Genomic DNA, 18,015 nt, shown 5'->3' on the forward strand with positions numbered 1-18,015 from the left:
CGCGACGAAGGAGCAGAAGTCGCCGTATCGAGACCACCCCACGCCGACGCTGCCGCTCACCCCACGCGCTCGGTCATCAGCCTCGCGAAACCGATCTGAGCTCCCTCAGGGCGAGGTCCCAGGGGATTCGCTCCTGCTCCAGCCGGACGTCACCCTCCGCACGAATCCGCGCTAGCACGGCACGCTCGTCCGACGTCAGTTCGTCGAGCACGCCGCGCGCCGGTCGGGGCTCGATCACCCAAAGGTCACGATGGTCCAGGAGGGTCTTCTCATCCATAAGCACGCTCGTCACCCCGTCGAGGTGAGATCGCAACCTGTTCAGGATCGCGAAACCGTGCGAGTCGAGATCTCCCCAGTAGACGATCGGACACCGCGCCAGCCACGGCAGCTTCTCGAGGACGTCGACGGCATAGCCGGAGCCATGTAGCACCACGGCGCCGGGCCACTGCGGCATGGCGAGGACGGTCTCGAGATTCTCGAACACGAAGACGACGTCCGGGCGCAGAGCGAGGCTCGCGAGCTGACGGACCGGTGCGGCGAGGTCCGCCAGCCCACCGATGCAGAGCGAGGAGTCGAGGCACCTCACCCGGAGAAGCGGGTCCCCATCGACCAGCCCCAACCCAGGCCGGCCCGTCGTGGCAGTCGTGAGAGCCGTGAGCACGCCGCGGTGGCGCCCTAGCCACTTGCTGTCCACCCCTCGCACAGGGACCTGCCGCGGACGCAACCCGTCGGAGGGGTGGATGGCGAGCCACTGAGCGACGTCGAGGACCTGCAGGAACCGGTCCTCGTCCCACCCGGTGATCTCACGCGCATGACGTCGGCAGGTGGCGTCGAGCTCCTCCGACGGTCCCCACCGTCCTCGGATCTCTGCCACACGAGCAGCGAATAGCCTCCACTCGGAAGCGACCCGGCCCCCCGCCAACGCTGCGACATCGTCGGGACGACGGGCCACCAGTCTCACCGGCACCCGCTGACGACCCACCCGCCGCCACGAGCGCTCCTCCCACTCCACGGTGAGACCACCGACGAACGCGGGGTCCGTCCATGCGCGCGCCCAGGCCTCGGCACCGGCTTGATCGACCATCGCCTCGCGCTCCGTGGGCGGCTTCAGCAGGATCGTGAGAGCCGGCTCGTCGGGCGGAGCAACGGCCCAATCAGTGCCACGTCGCCGCAGGGTGGCCGCTGCCCCCGCGCGCGCCTCGGCGACCCCGATCACGACGGAACCTCATCGTCCCAGACGACGCTCGAGACTTGGGAGAGCTTCCGAGTGGGGTTCTCGATCGAGGTCACCGCACCCACGTACGGTTCGATCGTCTGCAAAAGCTTCTGCGGGGTGGCGAGGATGAGCTGGAAACCGAACTCGACGAACACGTCGAGGGCCATGCGCGTGTACCTCGTATCGGCCTTGTCGAACGCCTCGTCGAGGACGATCGTGCCGTACCGGGGGACGACGTCGTCTGCGTCGGCGAGCTGGTACCGCAGCGCAGCGGCGAGGCAGAACACTACGAGCTTCTGCTGCTGCCCTCCCGACATCGCCGCCCCCGAGTCGTACGTGGCGTGCACGTGGCCGTCGGGGTCGATCTCCTCGGCCCGGAAGGTTACGTGTTGGCGGGTGTCGAGGCACTGACGGCGCCACGCACGGTCCGCCGGAAGGCTGGAGGCCAGCTGCTCCATGATGCGGCTGAGCACGGCGAACCGTTCCTCTGCGGCCTCCAGGTCATCCTCCGTCCAGCCCAAGCTCGCCACGGCCCGCAGGTCGGCGATGAATCGCGTGACCGTGTCGGTGTGACGGGTCTTGACCTTCAGACCCAGGGAGCGGTCCGTGTCGAACGGCGACCTGCGCAGCGAGTCGTTGACCGGGCCGATGCGTTCGGCGATCTCCCGCGGCGCTGCCAGGATGTCGTTGACGAGGTCTGCCACCATGTCGCGCGAGCGCTCCCGCAGGAGCCGCAGGAAGCTGGCCTCGTGCTGGGGCAGACCGTTCGCGACGATCTGGTCGAGTACGTCGAGGTAGCCGCCGCGATCGTCCACCGACGGGGTCAGGTCAGCCGCGACCGCAGCGGCAGGCCACTGCTCGTTGAACGACGTGGCCTCGCGGACGATGGCCTCCGCCGCGGTGTTGGCCCGGCGGGTCTCCGCGTCGCTATCGTCGCGGAGATCCTGGACGACCTGCTGTCCGACGGCGGCGATGCCGACCCGGTCCAGGTGCCGCCGCCTCGCACGGAACCGTCCGTCCAGCTCGGTGACGACCTCGGGGTCGAGCGCGCCCTCCTCGCGCGACGACGCGTTCAGCCGATCGATCTCCTCCCCGAGGCGACGCTGCTCGCTCTCCGCTTGCGCCACCGCCAGCTCAGCGGCTCGCAGCACCTCCGCGGACGCCTGCCGCTCGCTGCGACGCGCAGCCACCGTCTGCACCGCGGTGCTGAGCTCGGAGTCGGCGCTCGTGAGATCCTCGAGCTGGTGCTGCAGCTCGGCCACGCGGCTCTGCGCACCCTCGACATCGACCGCAGCCCAACGCTGCTCACGGACGGTCTTGAGCACACCACGGCGTTCGATCGACGCTGCTCGGCGCCGCTCGACGTCGGCGGCGACCTCCTGCGCTGCGGCCAGCTCGGCCTCCGCGCCGATGAGGCGCTCGACCAACGCCTCGATCTTCGCCTCGCGATCGCCCAGGACCCACCCGCGCCGGTCACCGATGCGCATGCGGTCGTCCTTCTCGTACCGCGTGCGCGACGTCTTGACCTGGCCGCCGATCGTGACCGCCTTGTCGTGACGGTCCAGGTGATCCGGGCTGTCGACGCAGGCGTAGTCGAACCGCTCGGACAGCTGCCCTCCAAGCCACCCGGCGAATGGTCCGTCGGCGATCACGACCCGGTGCAGCAGCGACACGTCGCTGCGCGCCGGTCGTGGCGGCGCGGCGTCCGGTCGGACCTCCTCGAAGACCAGGCGGAGGCCGTCGAGCTGGTGTTCCTCGACCCAGCGCCGCACGGGCCGGAGGTGCTCGGACCGCACGAGCATCGCGAGAGAGAGCGGTCGAAGCACCCTCTCGATCGCACCGGTCCAGGCGACGTGACGAGGGGCGACCTCGATCAGCTCGGCCGCGAACGGGAGTGCCGTGTCCGGCAGCCCGAGGTGCGCGGAGAGAGCCGTCCGAACCGCGAGGAGTCGCGGGGGTACCGTGCTCCCGGTCCTGCGGAGCGACGCGATGTCGTCGGTGAGCCGATCCCGTTCGGCGCGGGTCTCGAACAGGCGCTGGAGCTGCTCGTACGACGCGGTCTCCGGTTCGGTGTCGTCGATCATCTCCTCGATGGCCCGACGAAGCTCAGCGAACTCACCTGCCGTCCGGGGCGGACTCTGGATGCCCGCGGCGGCGAGCTGCCGCGCCAGAGTCTGCCAGCGTTCCTCCGTGTCGCGCGCGGCTTGCTCGGCGGTGTCGATCGCCCGTTGGACGTGCTCGGCCTCCGCACCTCCGAGCTCCAGCGCGAGGCGCTCGGCGCGACGCAGTGCCTCGTCCGACGAGGTGTCGCGCAGCCGTGCAGTCGCGACGTCCTCCCGGAGGACGACCAGGCGTTCCCTGAGGGCCTCAGCCTCGTTGGTGGCCAGCAGAAGCGTGCGGGCATGCTGGTAGCCGACGACGTGGCTGGCGAGGTCCTTCGCCTTCTCCGCTGCGACGCGGGCCTCGTCGTGGGCGGAGGCAGCGTCGCGGAGCCGCAGGAGGTGATCGCGTTGCAACCTCAGCTGCACGACGCGGTCATGGGCGCTGCGGAGCTCACCGAACTGCGCCACCGCGTTGTCTGCGAGCGCGAAGGTGGACGGTTCTTCGAGCATGTAGTCGCGGAAGAGGTCGTCGAGGCTGTCCAGGTTCTTCGCCGACTGCGTCTTGTGCAGGAGCTGGAGGGCGGTCTCGTCCGCGATGCCGACGACGGACCTGAGTCGTGCGTAGAAGCGGGCGTGGGACCGGTTGCTCGTGACCACGGCGTCCGGCCAGGCGGCCTGCAGCTTGCGCACCTCGACGCCCTTACGGACGAACGGCTCGACGTCGCGCAGGTCGATGGCCGATCGCTCCAGCACACAGACGTCGTTGATGTCGGCGTTGCTGGAGCCGCCGGCGCGCAGGAAGAACAAGCGGGCCAGCGTGACGGGTTGGGTGGTCCCGGACTCAAGTCGCAACAGGATCCCGCTCCAGGTCGCTCCGGTGCGCAGGAACTGACTGACGACGCGGTCCTCGTCGTCGTCGACGGTGCGCGACCATGCACCGCGAACGTAGCTGACGAGGCTGCGCTGATCGGCCCGGGCGCCGCTGCCTTGCGCCGCCTGGTTGAGCCGTAGCCACTTATCCGGGGTGAGGACAGCGGCGATCGCGTCGAGCAGGGACGACTTGCCCGACCCGGAGGGCCCGGTGACCAGGTGACCTCGTCGGGCGATCGGCAGCCGGTAGATCTTGCCGTCGAACGTGCCCCAGTTGGCGAGCTGGACCTCGGCGAGGCGCCACTGTCCGGTGGCCGGGACCGGGAGGTCGAGGGGAAGGGTCATGAGACGTCCTCACCTGACGCGGCACCCTCGCCGATGCGCCGGTACTCCTCGGTGAGAGCGCGGACCTCATCCTCGTCGAGCAGGAACTTGACCACGGGTGAGATCTCGGCTCGCTCCTCGCCCGCAGGGTGGATGACCCGGAGCTTGTTCATCATGCGCCCCCAGGCTGCATTGAGGTTGCGACGGAACGTGGACTCGTCGCCGTCGGAGTAGATGCTCAGCCGCTCGTACACCTCGTCCTGGCCGACGATCACCCGCCGCTCTCCGGACGTCGCGAGGAGGAGCTGACGAAGCACGAGGAGCATCGCGGTGTCGATGAACGCGAGACTCTCGCTGCGCAGCGTGCTCGGGACCTCGATCTCGTCGGTGCGGACCTTGCGGGTGAAGGCGAACTCGTCCACGGGGTCGATGACGAGCTCGAGGAAGAGATCGTGCAGGAGCGATCGGATGGCGCGTTCGTCGGCCATCAGGGCGGCCCAGAGCTGTGGCCGTCGGCGCCCTGACAGGTACGGGCCCTTGAGGATCTCGAGCACCGCCCGCCGCGAGTCCTCGACGAGCCTGCCCGTGTCGTCCTTCCAGAGGCGCGGGGCGCCGGCGGGGTCCGCGAGACTCATCTGATCTTCTCCGTAAAGGTGTGGGTGGCGATGATGGCGGATCGCGGGACACCGTCGGTCCCCGTCCAGGTGAGCGACTCGGCCGACCTCGGGTCGAGCCGCCCGTGGACGGTGGCGAGGGAGAGCAGCCCGACGACGCTGGCGACCCCCTGGCTGGCAGGGCGGTGGCGCAGGACGGTGCCTACCGAGGCGGACGGCACCTCGTCGAGGACGGCGTTGACGTTGCGGACGAGCTCGACGAAGTCGATCTCGCTCTCTCGCGCGACCGCGCGGAGTGCCTCGAGGTCGACCGTCGTGGTGGTCGCGTCGTCGAGGGTGGCACCGGTGTCGTAGTCGGACGGGTCGTGCGCACTGATCTCTCCCACGGTGGAGAACGGGAGCGCCGACAGCTCGATGTCGCGCGGCATCCGCGCGTAGGGCTTGATGCGGCGAGAGGCAGCGACGGCGACGGAGAGCGACTCCCGCAGCGCGTCGCGGAGCCGCCTGTCGCGCTGGAACTCCTGGGAGTAGACATAGCGGCGCAGACCGCGAGCGAACTCGGTGAGTACCTGGTGCACGTCGCGACTGCCGTGCTTGAGGTCGCGGACAAGCGTGCGGAGCGCGCGACGTGCCCCTGGGTCGATCGCGCGGGCGAAGTCACGCTCGAGCAGGGCGGCGAGGTCGGTGTCGAGGGCGGCGGACCGCTCGGGGTCGCGGATGAGCGCGGCGAAGGCGGTGAAGGTTCGGCCTTCGTCGGAGGCCTCGATCAGGTCGACACCGCGAAAGACGTCGTCGAGGACGCTGCCGTGTCGTTCGTCGGCGTCGAGGATGCTGGCGCGGAGGTCCTGGTTGAGACTCTCGAAGCGAGCTCGTACCCCGGCGAAGTCGCCGGGGAGATGCTCGGCCTGCAGGAGGATGTCGGCGAGGCGTTCGGCGGCGCGGCGGTCGTCGAGCGTGGTCACCTCACCTCCGCGTACCGCGGTGATCTCGGCGTCGATGCGGTCTCGCTCGGTCAGCAGGACCTCGAGTCGACGGGTGCCGTCAGGGTCGGTGTCGCGGGCGAGCTGACGGATGGCGGCAGCAAGCCCGACGAGACGCGACTCGGTGATCGTGGTGCGAGGTGTCTCGAGCTGGGAGAACATCCGGAGCGCGAGGTGAGCGGCGGCCGACAGCTCGTAGGTCTCTCCGCGGCTGTCGCGATCGGTGCGCCGCACGAGAAAGCCGGCGTTGCGCCAGTCGTCGCAGTAGGCACGTGCGTTCTGCTTGAGCTCCTCGTGCAGACGCAGCTCCTCGAGATCTGCCTCCACGGCCGCGTGGAGCTCTTCGGTGGGCATGCGCATTCCGGGTGCACCCAGACGCTCGGCGAGGATGCCTGCGATGACGGGTGCGAGGTCGGCGCGCAGGAGTCGCAGGGCAGCGTGCTCATCCACGAGACGCCGGTAGGCGAGTGCCTTCGACAGGGCCGACATGGCCTCATCTTGGCAAACCGCTCGGACAGCCCGTCCTGGCGCACTCGACCGCGACGCACGCGACCCCGCCCAGCGGAGGCTGGGCGGGGTCGGGTGGGGGTGGGTCAGGGCAGGACGTTGAGCAGGGCCCTGCCGGCGGCGAGCAGCTCGGCGACGCGATCCGTCGCCAGCGCGTACTCGACGGTGCCGCCGCGTCGGGTCGACGTCACGAGGTCGGCCCGACGCAGGACGGCCAGCTGCTGCGACAGCGACGACGACTCGACCTCGATGTCGGCGAGCAGCTCGCGCACGGCCATCGGCCGGTCCTCCAGCAGCTCGAGCACCCGGATGCGGACCGGGTGCCCGAGCGTGCGGAAGAGCTCGGCCTTGCTGTGGTGCAGCGGCGCGCTCGTGGCGGACACCGGCTCAGGCGTCGTCGAGTGCCGCGGCGACGCGGCGGTGCGCCTCCCAGATCTCCTCGGGCAGTCCGTGGAACTGCTCCAGGTGCACCTGGCGGTGGCCGATCTCCTCCCGCCAGCGGTCGACGTCGATCGTGAGGATCGTGTCGAGGTCGGCCAGGGCCTGCTCGTCCAGACCCTCGAGGAGCAGCTCGTCGCGCTTCGGGATGACGCCGACGGGCGTCCGCTCGCCCTCGACCTCGCCGTTCATGTACTGCATGAGCCACACGAGCGGGCGCAGGTTCTCGCGGTAGCCGGGCCACAGGAAGCGGCCGTCGTCGCCGCGCTGGAACCAGTTGACGTGCGCGAACACGGGCTTCTTCTGGGCGCGGGAGAAGACCTCGAGCCAGTGGGCGGCGTAGGCGCCCTCGGAGTAGGACATGAACGGACGCATCGACATGGGGTCGTAGCGCAGGACGCCCTCGAGGCCGTCGGCGGCGGCCGTGGCCTCGGCGCCGAGGGTCAGGCCGTCGTAGACGCCCTCGGCGACGTCGTCGATGGCGCGGATGAGCGGCTCACGGTCGCGGGTGCGGCCGCCGAAGATGACGCCGTGGATCTCGACGCCCTGCGGCTCCTCGAAGTCCTTCGCAACGTTGGGCACGTTCTCCAGCGTGGTGGTGAAGCGGCTGTTGGGGTGGGCCCACGGCGCGTCGACCTCCTCGCCCTGACGGTCGGCGATGAGGTCGCCCTTCCAGTCCTCCCAGCCGTCGAGGTCGGTGGGCTTGTCGCCCTTGCCCTCCCACCAGACCTCCTGGGTCTTGGGGTTGTAGGCGACGTTGGTGAAGATGGCGCCGGTGCCCTCGACGATGGAGTCGACGGCGGTCGGGTTGGTCTTCTCGTTGGTGTCCTTCGCGACGCCGAAGACCCCGTTCTCGGGGTTCATGCCGTAGAGCTTGCCGTCGTCGCCGACCCACAGCCACGCGATGTCGTCGCCGTAGAACTCGACGTAGTAGCGGTCGCCGAGGGCGTCGGGGGCGAGCGTCATGGCGAGGTTCGTCTTGCCCGACGCGGACGGGAAGCCGCCACAGATGTGGTACTTCTTGCCGGTCTCCTTGTCGACGATGCCGAGCAGCATGAACTGCTCGACGAGGAAGCCGTTCTTCCAGCCGTCGTAGGAGCCCTGGCGCAGGCCGTGGGCGATCTTGCCGAGCAGCGCGTTTCCGCCGTAGGAGGAGCCGAAGTGCAGGATGGTGCGCTCGTCGGCGACGGTGACGAAGTACCGCTTGTCGTCGGGGGTGCCCTGGCCGAGGTTCTCCAGGTCGCCGGTGACGTGCACGGCGCGGACGAAGGAGTCGCCGAGGTCGTTGATGTACTCGGCGCCGACGCGGGCCATGCGGATCATCTGCAACACGACGTTGCGGTTGTCGGTGAGCTCGACGCCGGCGGCGTACTCCTCGAGCGGCGAGCCCTTCGGTGCCATGAGGTAGGGGATGACGTACATCGTCTTGCCCTCGGAGGCGCCGGTCATGAGCCCGACCAGCTTCTCCTTCATCTCGGTGGCGGGACGCCAGTTGTTGTAGACGCCCTTGTCGGCCTCGTCGTGCGTGGCGACGATGGTGCGCTCCTCGGCGCGTGCGGTGTCCTTGAAGTAGGAGCGGGAGTAGTAGCGGCCCTCGCCGGCGGGGAGGAGCTCCCCGGCGTCGAGCGCCTCCTGGATGAGTCGGGCGTCGTCGGCGGCCGAGACGACCTCGATCTGCGAGGCGCCGGTCACCCCCGCCCAGTGCTCCACGTACTCGCGCACGTGCGTGTTGGTCAGTCCGGCCTTGTCGAGCGCCGCCGCCACGTCTGCCATCGTGTCGTTTCCTCTCGTTGCCCCGTCCGGGGACACGTTCCGGGGGGTCCTCCCCCGCAATCGGTTGGAGTGACCGTACCGGAGTTGAAGAAGTTTTCATCTACCTGGTCGTAACAAGTGGGAAATGTCACGGGTGCCTGTCCGACGCCAGGCCTGCGCTGCCAGCGGACGCCGGGGACGCACGCCGACGCTCGCGCACTCCACCCCCGCAGATGGTTGAGATTTCAATGGTTCTCTCGCACTGCGGACCCGCCGAACCGGACCTACCGTTCGAGAATGCTCATCGATGGTCACGAGATCGAGTCCTCGCTCGCCCGCGAGCGACTGTGGGAGGAGCTCGTGTCCCTGGAGAACATCTCCGAGTGGAGCGCGCTGGAGGAGTGCGTGTCCACGGACAGCACGGTCCTCGATCCCACGTCGTCGTACGTGTGCAAGCACCACAACGGCCTGCATGGCGTCGACGCGACGGTGCGGGTCGCGGACTTCAGGGCCGGGCAGTGCCTGGCGCTGCGCACCGAGACGCCGATGGCGGACCTGCTGGAGACCATCGAGCTGCACGACCACCTGACGGGCAGCCGGCTCACGTACTCCGTCGACGCGACGTCGGCGTCGTTCGGTCCCGCGGCGACCGTGTGGTTGCACCGGCACGTCGTGTTCGTCTGCGACAAGCTGAACCAGTTCGCCAATCGCGAGCTGGTGTGACGTTGTCGGTGGACAAATATTCAACCAGAAGTTGGTCAGAACCTCTTCAGTGAATAGGTTGGGGGCATGTCCCTCCTGATCAACCAGCAGCCGACGCCCTCCGGGACGCCTGTACCGCTGGTCCAACCCCGACCCGTCTGGGTCGGTTGCCTCTGGGACCACGGCGGCGAGCAGGTCAAGGAACTGGTGCCCGCCGTGGCCACCCACACCTACGAGGGCCTCGTGCTCTGTGACTTCTGGGATCCGCGCACGGGTTCGAACCGCCTGCACTGGATGGAACGCGAGTTCGTCCGAGATCGTCCGACGTCGATCGCGCCACCGAAGCGGCCGACGTCCGACCACCCCGCCGCTGCCCCCTCGCCGAAGTTCGACGTCGGCAGCTGATCCTTCCCCTTCGCACTCGTCGCCGGCGGCGACCACCGTTGCTCGCGGTGCTGCTCCCTCCGCAGCACCCCTGAGCCGGTCGGTCGCCGCCGGCGTCTTCATGTGCGCCGTCCCCCCGAGGGAGCGTGCTCCCCACCGCGGACCTGCACCCCTGATCACGTCCGTGGACGGCGGTCTCGTTCGCCTCACATGGCGAGGTCCCTGACGAGCGCACCCCGTGCGCACGGTTCGGACGGCACCGGCTCGAACCAGGCGGCGACGTCGATGTCGGCGCGCCACCGTCCGAGCCAGCGACGCGACCGGCTCACCCCGGCCACGAGGGCCGCGACGTCGGCGACGTCGACGAGAGCCGCGAGCCGGTGCTGGCCGAGGCGCGACCACCGTCCGCGGTGGAGGTGGTCGGTGGCGCCGAGCTGCTCGTCGAGGACGGCGCGGACGAGCGCGAGGCTCAGCTCGGCCTCCACGTCGCGCAGCGCGCCGCGGTCGCACTGCACCAGCTCGTCGACGATGACCTCGGCCACCAGCACCCGCGGCGTCGCCGCGAGGCACACCCGCTCGAGCTGGCCGCGCAGGTTCTCCGCGCCGGGCGTGCCGGTGAGCGGGTTGTCGACGTCCTCGCCGCGTCGGCACCGCTCCTTGGTCCACGCCTCGAGCGCCGCGCGGGCCACCTGCGGCGTGGCCGGCGAGCGGCCGGCGGCGAGGAGGGTGTCGTCGATGCAGGCGAGCAGGCCGTGCAGGTCGGCACCCTCCTGGGCGTGCAGCCGGCCGAGGCGTGCCGCGAGCGTGGGCTGCCAGCCGCCGCCCGGCGTGCAGCGCGCCAGCAGTCCGGCGACGTGCGCGATGTCGTCGCCGGGCCCGCCGACGAGACGCAGCGTGGGGGGTCGGCAGGGCAGGGCTCGGATGCTCACGGTGTACCGCTTCCTCTCGCCCCTGGAATGACGGGCCGTTCCCGCCGACGAAAGGAAAGGAGTCGGTCACGGTGGGACGATCACGCGGATCTCCTTGATCTTTTCTCCGAATTTTGCGTGACGAGACGATGACGACGCACTCTTGGTGACAGGGCTACCCCCCAGATCCCCTTTTCACCAGCCGAATGGCCACCCATGCCTGACCTCTTTCTCGACCCGAGCGACGCCGAGCTGATCCAGCGCTACCGCGATGGAGACGACGACGCCGCGGGTCCCCTGTTCGAGCGCCACCACCCCCCGGCCGTCCGTCTCGCGACGGCCCTGGCCGGCCGCTCCGCCGCCGACGACCTCGCCTCCGAGGCGTTCGTCGGCGTGCTCCGCGCGATCCGCAACGGCGCCGGACCCGAGTTCGCGTTCCGCCCCTACCTGCTCACGTCGGTGCGCAACGGCTTCTACCGCGCGTCGAAGGCGGCGTCGCGCATCGACCTGTACGAGGACGTCGACGAGGCGCCTGTGCCGGCCGCAGGCGACGGGGTCGACCTGCGTGAGGAGTCGAGCCTGCTGGCCCAGGCGTTCGCGACGCTCCCGGAGCGCTGGCAGGCGGTGCTGTGGCACACGACCATTCACGACGAGTCGCCCGAGCAGGTCGCGCAGACGCTCGGCATCCGCCCGAACGCGGTCTCGTCGCTGGCGCTGCGCGCCCGTGAGGGTCTGCGCAACGCCTACCTGACCGCGCACCTGGGCCAGACCGACGACCCGGAGTGCCGCGAGGTGCGCGAGCTGCTGCCCGCGTACGACCGCGGGAAGCTGCGGCCGCGGGCCCTGGCCAAGGTGGAGGCGCACCTCGAGCACTGCGAGGGCTGCAGCGAGGCTGCGCTCATGGTCGGCGGCATCACCGCCAACCTGGGTCTGCTCCTGCTGCCCGCGCTGCTGGGCGCGCCGGGTGTGGCCGCGTTCGGCACCACGAGCACCGCGGTGGGCGCCGGTCTCGTCGCGACGTCGTCCGCGACCGGGGGCTCGTCGACGAGCGGCTCGTCGTCGTCCGGCGGCGCCGCTGGTGCGTCCGGCGTGGGAGGCCTGGCCGGCGCCGGTTTGGGCGTCGTCGCTGCCGTGGCCGCGACCGTGCTGGTCGCGGCGGTGGCCGTGGGCGCCGTCCTGGTGTCCCAGCGCGGCGACACCGCGCGCGTGGTCGCGAAGGACGTGCCCAGCGCCGTCACGGCGTCGCCGCAGTCCACTCCCGAGACGTCGGACGTCCCCGTCGACGAGCCGACGGCCACGCCGTCGCTCGAGCCGGTCGCGAGCACGGTGCCGCAGCCTGCGCCCACGACGTCCCCGTCCGCGGCGCCGACGGCACCGGCCGAGCCCCACGCCCGGCCGCAGCCGGCACCGGCGAAGCCCGAGCCCACCCCCCGGCCGGCTCGGCCCGACCCGACGCCCGAGCCCACCACCGAGCCCACCCCGGAGCCGACGGTCGAGCCGACCCCGGAGCCCACCCCTGAGCCGACTGTCGAGCCGACCCCGGAGCCCACTCCCGAGCCGACGCCCGACGAGGACCTCTCGATCTCGGCGACGGTGGAGCGCACGGAGCTCGAGCGCATCGTGCGGCTGACGGTGGTGGCGACGCGCGACGTCCCGCAGGTGACGTTGACGTTCCCGCAGGAGCTGTCGGTGGGCTGGGTGCAGCAGAACGGCTGGTCGTGCACGGGAGGCGGAGCGTCGAGGGTCGTGATCTGCACGGCGTCTGGGCCGAACCCCGGACCGCTCGTGGCGTCCTGGTCGCCCCCCGAGGCTTCCGGTTTCTTCGCGACGGTCACGTCGCCCGGTCGCACCGACCCGAACCTGAGCAACAACACGGTCTCGGTCGACTGACGGTCGTCAGCGCTTCCGCGTGCCGAGGCCCTTTCTGCCCTCCCTGGTGTGCAGCTCCAGGTGGGGGCAGGCGTATCCGTACTTCAGCCGGCAGCGCCAGCGCCTCCAGGTACGTCTCATCACCCTCCTCCTTCTGATCTGAAGGTAAGGAAGGAAGATGACAGGAACGTGTCACTTCCAGGTGGGCTGCGTCACCAGCGGAAGCGGGCTTCCGGCATAGAGAAACCCCGCTGATCTCGGGGGGTGAATCAGCGGGGCTTCGAGAAGAACACTACCGACCGCCACCACGTCCGTCAGCGGTTTCTCCACATTCGTACGACGGATTTCCGATCCCGTCCGACCCGACCGCATTGGCCCCTGACTTTGGCCCGAGTGCCGTACGGGTCGAATGCCCTGTCGTTGCAGAGGGCAAACGACCCAGACGTGGCGAGGATCACCGTTTGGCGCCTGTGATGTCACACCTCGTTCACACAAAGTGGTCGAATCGCCCCGGAATCAGCCCTAACCTGAGCGGGTGCTGGCTCGGGGGAGCACACTGAGAAGCTCGGAGAACGGTGCACATGACCATCCAGGACGTCAGTCGGACGACCTCTACCCATGCGGACCTCCCGAGCGCGCGGCGAACCCAGCGACCTGCTGTCGCCGTCGAACCCCCTGAGGACCCCGCCATCGACAGCTCAGCGACACACCGCGCGCCATGGCACAAGCAGGTCGCACACCGTGTCTTCCTGACCGACACCGCCGTTCTCTTCGCCGTGGCCATCCTGGGAGCCGTCCTGCGCTTCGGCGCTGACGCCGAGGCCACCACCAACGGCCCGCTCTCCGTCTCTTACTGGACGTTCGGAGCCACTCTCGCCGTGGGTTGGTCCGTCGCGCTGCAGGCCTACCGCACCCGCGACAGCCGGGTCCTGGGCGACGGCGTCGAGGAGTACCGCCGCATCGTCCGCGCGTCCGTCACCTTCTTCGGGCTCGTGGCCATCGCGTCCCTCGTCTTCAAGATCGACTCCTCGCGCGGGTATCTCGCCATCACCTTCCCTCTCGGCCTCCTGGGGCTGATCGTCGTCCGCCGCGTGTGGCGTTCGTGGCTGAACCGCCAGCGCCAGCGGGGGGCGATGATCACCAACGCCCTCGTGATCGGCGGCATGCGATCGGCCGAGGACATCACGCGCCACCTGGGCAACAGCCCTCAGTCCGGCGTCCGGGTGACGGGCGTGTGGGTCCCGGACCGCGCCACCTCGCTGTGCGAGTGGCTCCCGATTCCGGACGCCTTCGTGCCGGTGATGGGGACCGAGCGCAACCTCGACGCCGCGCTGAGCGTGGCGGAGGCGGAGCTGGTGATCGTCACCGACACGGAGCACCTGGGTCACGCCGGCCTGAAGGAGCTGACCTGGGAGCTGGAAGGTCTCGACGTCGACCTGCTCGTGTCACCCAACGTCGTCGACGTCTCGGGCTCGCGCATCCAGCTGAGCCGCGTCGGGAAGATGCCGTTCCTCAACGTCGACAAGCCGACCTACGGCGACGCCGCGACGTGGCCCAAGCAGATCTTCGACCGCGCTGGTGCGGCGGCACTGATCCTCATGCTCTCTCCGGTCCTCCTGGCAGCGGCCCTCGCCGTCAAGATGACCAGTCGCGGTCCTGTCTTCTACCACCAGGAGCGCATCGGCAAGGACGGCGAGCCGTTCGGCATGATCAAGTTCCGCTCGATGCACCCCGACGCCGACGCGCGCCTCGCATCGCTCCTCTCCGAGCAGGGAGAGTCGGTCGGTCCGCTCGCCAAGTTGAAGAACGACCCGCGCATCACCCGGGTCGGTGGCTTCCTGCGCCGGTACTCCCTCGACGAGCTGCCGCAGCTCTTCAACGTCCTGTTCGGGACCATGAGCCTGGTCGGTCCGCGCCCGCAGCGCCAGTTCGAGGTCGACCTCTACGACCACGTCGCCCACCGCCGCCTGCGCGTCCTGCCGGGCATGACGGGTCTGTGGCAGGTGTCCGGGCGGTCTGACCTCACCTGGGAAGAGGCCATCCAGCTCGACACCTACTACGTCGAGAACTGGTCGCTGACCGCCGACGTCGCGATCCTGTGGCGAACCATGAAGGCCGTGCTCGCATCGGACGGCGCATACTGATGCGCATGAGTCCGCTCGGGGGCCACCAGACGGTCCGGACGTCCCATCAAGCATGACCGCGACTTGTGCCGTGGTTCTGGCCGCCTGCATCCTCGGCGTCCTCTACCCCTATGCGATCTATCCCGCAGTGCTCACGCTACTGCCGAAGGTTCCCGTGGAGCCGCGTCCAGCACCGCGAATGCGGTTCAGCCTCCTGTTCTGCGCCTTCAACGAGTCGAACGCGCTCGACGTGAAGATCCCCAACCTCGAAGCGCTGCGCAAGGTCGATCCCGAGCTTCAGGTCCTCGCCTATGACGACGGGTCGCTCGACGACACCTTGACGAAGCTGTCCGAACGACCCGACCTGGTCGAGGTCTTCCAAGGCAGCGGTCGTCTCGGGAAGGCGCACGGCATGAAGGTCCTCGCGGGTCAGGCTGTCGGTGACGTGCTGATCTTCACCGATGCGAACGTGACCCTGCGCGAGGACGCGCTGGAACGACTCTCCTCCTGGTTCTCCGACCCAGAAGTCGGCGGAGTGTGCGGGACTTTGCGCTACGTGAACGCTGACGACAGCTCCACCGCGGCCGTCGGCGGCGCCTATTGGCGACTCGAGGAGAAGATCAAGACCCTCGAGTCCCGGACGGGGAACGTGATGGGTGCCGACGGGTCGATCTTCGCCGTCCGTCGTGAGCTCTACCCGGACTTCCCTGACACCGTCCTCGACGACCTGACGGTGTCGATGGCTGCCGTCTTCGCGGGAAAGAGGCTTCTCAAGGTCGACGACGTCGTAGCCCACGAACGCCTCGTCACCGACAGGAAGGACGAGTTCTCGCGCAAGGCGCGAATCGCAGCTCGCGCCTACCACACCCACCGCGTCATGAAGCCACAGCTACGGACCATGTCGAGGATCGACACCTTCAAGTACGTCTCCCACAAGGTGATCCGCTGGTTCGGAGGTCTCTTCGTGATCATCGGTACGGTTGCCGCGATCGGCCTTGCAACGACCGTCGCGCCGTTCCTCGGACTGGCCGCGCTGGTGGCCGTCGCGGCGAGCACGGTGATCGCAGCCAAGGTCAAGTCCGGGCCGATCGCCGCTCTCGCCGAGATCGTGATCGCCCTCTTGGCCACGCTGCTCGGCGTCCTTCGGGCAGCCAGAGGACGCACCTACTCGACGTGGGCGCCGGCAGGTTCTCGGTAGAGACATGACCACACAGTCGCGCCGACCTCGCGTCCTCTACTTCACCAAGGTGCTGCCGTACCCTCCGGCCGTCGCTGGAGACGCGGTGTACAGCCGTGGCCTCATCGAGACCTGGGCGACGTTCGCGGACGTGACCGTCGTCTGCGCCGACGGTGGCGCCCGGGTCGAGGACGCCGCTGACGGCGTGACCTGGGTCGTCACGACAGCTCAACGCCGCGGTCGCGCAGCCTCCGTCCTGTCGACATTCCCCCTCATCGCCTGGAAGGGCGCCCGGCGCGACTACCGTCGCGAGGCGAAGCGCCACCTGCGCAGCGACACCTGGGACGCCGTGGTGCTCGACAACATCGGCTCCGCGCACCTCCTCCGCGACGCGCTGAGGCACCGTCGCAGGCATCAGGACACGACGGTGCTCTACACCTCTCACGAGTGGGAGTACCCGACGCGCGCCGGCAAGTACCAGGGCTACGACATGTCGCTGCCGAAGCGCGTGATGGCCCGATGGGATCTCGCAAAGGTGAAGTATTGGGAGAACCGGCTCATAAGGCGGACCGACGTCGTGACGGTCATCAACGAGGCCGATCTCCGGCCGTTCCGGGCCATCGCTCCACAGCGGAAGTACCTCGTGCTGTCGCCGGGTTACGACGGCCCCATGACACCACGAAGAACCATCGACGCGACCACCCCTCGCCGGATCGCCCTGCTGGGAGGGCGCCGCTCCGAGCAGAAGCAGCAAGTTCTTCTCGACTGGTTCAGCGTCGCGTACGAGCGTCTCGACAAGCACGGCATCGAGATGGCGGTCGTCGGTGACGTCCCGGAGTCGCTGAAGCGTCGAGTCGTCACCGAGTACCCGAACGTGGACGTCGTGGGATTCGTCGACGACCTGGAGTCGGTGATCAGTGGATTTCGAGCCGGCCTGATCGTGGACACCGTAGGGAGCGGCTTCAAGCTCCGCCTGCTCTCGCAGATCTTCCAACGTCTGCCGATCGTCGGTCTCGAGTCGGCCATCAGCGGCCTGCCGACGCCACCCGGCGACGGGTACCTCGCTGCGGAGTCGCTCGACGCGCTTGCCACCTTGGTGTGTGCGGTGATCGACGACCCCGCGCTCCTCGACGCGGTCCAGAATCGAGCCTTCGACGACTGCCGCTCGGCGTTCTCGTGGGACGATCGCGCCCGGTCGCTGACCGCGGCGCTCGACCCGTCCGACGAGACGGCACTCTCATGAGTCAACACAAGGGACGGGACATCGCATGAAGGTAGTCATTCTCGCCGGGGGCCTCGGCACGCGGCTCGCCGAGGAGACCTCGGTCAGGCCGAAGCCGATGGTCGAGGTGGGTGGGTATCCGATCCTCTGGCACATCATGAAGATCTACTCGCAGCACGGATTCAACGAGTTCGTCGTGTGCCTGGGATACAAGGGCTACTACATCAAGGAGTACTTCGCGAATTACGCGATGCACAACTCCTCGATCGAGGTCGACATCCGCCAGCGTTCCGTGTCCTTCCTCGGGGAGAACGAGTCGCTGCCTGACTGGAAGATCCAGCTGATCGACACGGGGGCCGAGACGCTGACCGGCGGACGGCTCAAGCGCGTCCGGCCGTTCCTCCGCGACGACGAGCCCTTCCTCATGACCTACGGTGACGGTGTCGCCGATGTCGACCTCACAGCGTTGACCACGTTCCACCGCGAGCACGGTCTCGACGCGACGCTCACGGCGGTGCGACCCTCCGGTCGCTTCGGCTCCACCGTCATCACGGATGGCCGGGTGGAGAAGTTCGAGGAGAAGCCTGCGGGCGACGGCGGACAGATCAACGGCGGATTCTTCGTCCTCCATCCTCGCGTTCTCGATCGCATCGACGGCGACGCGACCATCTGGGAACGAGAGCCGCTCGAGAGCCTCGCCCACGACGGACAGTTGGCAGCCTTCGAGCACAACGGATTCTGGCAGCCGATGGACACGCTGAGGGACAAGATGCATCTCGAGGACCTGTGGGCAGCCGACCAGGCTCCCTGGAAGACGTGGGAGTAGC

At 69.0% G+C, this 18,015-nt stretch carries 14 protein-coding genes; 7 read left to right on the top strand and 7 right to left on the bottom strand.

The window, feature by feature from the left end:
• Window positions 1-76 precede the first annotated feature (76 nt).
• The 6 genes from Aeryth_RS15570 to Aeryth_RS15595 all read right to left on the bottom strand — a co-directional run bounded on the left by Aeryth_RS15570 (window position 77) and on the right by Aeryth_RS15595 (window position 8,824).
• Window positions 77-1,216: a Wadjet anti-phage system protein JetD domain-containing protein gene (locus Aeryth_RS15570; RefSeq protein WP_067860561.1), complete on the bottom strand. Its 1,140-nt coding sequence runs from the start codon at window positions 1,214-1,216 to the stop codon at window positions 77-79.
• Complete coding sequence (locus Aeryth_RS15575; RefSeq protein WP_067860564.1) at window positions 1,213-4,533, bottom strand: ATP-binding protein; 3,321 nt, start codon at window positions 4,531-4,533, stop codon at window positions 1,213-1,215. The genes Aeryth_RS15570 and Aeryth_RS15575 overlap by 4 nt, the downstream gene beginning before the upstream one ends.
• Window positions 4,530-5,147 carry a DUF4194 domain-containing protein gene (locus Aeryth_RS15580; RefSeq protein ID WP_067860566.1) on the bottom strand — a complete coding sequence of 206 codons (618 nt, stop codon included), beginning with the start codon at window positions 5,145-5,147 and terminating at the stop codon, window positions 4,530-4,532. Before Aeryth_RS15580 ends, Aeryth_RS15575 begins: the two co-directional genes overlap by 4 nt.
• Complete coding sequence (locus tag Aeryth_RS15585; RefSeq protein ID WP_067860568.1) at window positions 5,144-6,595, bottom strand: DUF3375 domain-containing protein; 1,452 nt, start codon at window positions 6,593-6,595, stop codon at window positions 5,144-5,146. Before Aeryth_RS15585 ends, Aeryth_RS15580 begins: the two co-directional genes overlap by 4 nt.
• 104 nt (window positions 6,596-6,699) lie before the next feature.
• Complete coding sequence (locus tag Aeryth_RS15590; RefSeq protein ID WP_067860570.1) at window positions 6,700-6,996, bottom strand: ArsR/SmtB family transcription factor; 297 nt, start codon at window positions 6,994-6,996, stop codon at window positions 6,700-6,702.
• A gap of 4 nt (window positions 6,997-7,000) precedes the next feature.
• Window positions 7,001-8,824: a phosphoenolpyruvate carboxykinase (GTP) gene (locus tag Aeryth_RS15595; RefSeq protein ID WP_067860572.1), complete on the bottom strand. Its 1,824-nt coding sequence runs from the start codon at window positions 8,822-8,824 to the stop codon at window positions 7,001-7,003.
• A 276-nt stretch (window positions 8,825-9,100) separates the two neighbouring features.
• Between Aeryth_RS15595 and Aeryth_RS15600 the strand changes: the two genes are divergently transcribed.
• Entirely contained in the window at window positions 9,101-9,526 is a 426-nt protein-coding gene (locus Aeryth_RS15600) for a hypothetical protein (protein WP_067860574.1), read from the top strand.
• 66 nt (window positions 9,527-9,592) lie between these two features.
• Window positions 9,593-9,910 carry a hypothetical protein gene (locus Aeryth_RS15605; protein WP_067860576.1) on the top strand — a complete coding sequence of 106 codons (318 nt, stop codon included), beginning with the start codon at window positions 9,593-9,595 and terminating at the stop codon, window positions 9,908-9,910.
• Between the two features lie 185 nt (window positions 9,911-10,095).
• Here the strand turns inward: Aeryth_RS15605 and Aeryth_RS15610 are convergent, their stop codons facing one another.
• A complete protein-coding gene (locus tag Aeryth_RS15610) occupies window positions 10,096-10,818 on the bottom strand; it encodes a hypothetical protein (RefSeq protein ID WP_067860578.1) in 723 nt (240 codons plus the stop codon).
• A gap of 195 nt (window positions 10,819-11,013) precedes the next feature.
• Between Aeryth_RS15610 and Aeryth_RS15615 the strand changes: the two genes are divergently transcribed.
• The 5 genes from Aeryth_RS15615 (at window position 11,014) to rfbF (ending at window position 18,014) form a co-directional block, all read left to right on the top strand.
• Complete coding sequence (locus Aeryth_RS15615; protein ID WP_067860580.1) at window positions 11,014-12,687, top strand: sigma-70 family RNA polymerase sigma factor; 1,674 nt, start codon at window positions 11,014-11,016, stop codon at window positions 12,685-12,687.
• Between the two features lie 560 nt (window positions 12,688-13,247).
• Window positions 13,248-14,810, top strand: coding sequence for a sugar transferase (locus Aeryth_RS15620; protein WP_083516496.1), 1,563 nt, complete (start codon window positions 13,248-13,250; stop codon window positions 14,808-14,810).
• A gap of 70 nt (window positions 14,811-14,880) precedes the next feature.
• Window positions 14,881-15,987 (top strand): glycosyltransferase, encoded by a 1,107-nt coding sequence (locus tag Aeryth_RS15625; RefSeq protein WP_202967680.1) that lies wholly within the window; start codon window positions 14,881-14,883, stop codon window positions 15,985-15,987.
• A gap of 4 nt (window positions 15,988-15,991) precedes the next feature.
• Window positions 15,992-17,209, top strand: a complete 1,218-nt coding sequence (locus Aeryth_RS15630) for a glycosyltransferase (RefSeq protein WP_067860586.1) — start codon at window positions 15,992-15,994, stop codon at window positions 17,207-17,209.
• Window positions 17,210-17,234: 25 nt separating this feature from the next.
• The gene (gene rfbF, locus Aeryth_RS15635; RefSeq protein WP_067860588.1) at window positions 17,235-18,014 is read left to right on the top strand and encodes a glucose-1-phosphate cytidylyltransferase; all 780 of its coding nucleotides are present in this window, start codon (window positions 17,235-17,237) and stop codon (window positions 18,012-18,014) included.
• Window position 18,015 lies beyond the last annotated feature (1 nt).

The sequence above is a fragment of the Aeromicrobium erythreum genome, from assembly GCF_001509405.1.
GTDB lineage: Bacteria > Actinomycetota > Actinomycetes > Propionibacteriales > Nocardioidaceae > Aeromicrobium > Aeromicrobium erythreum.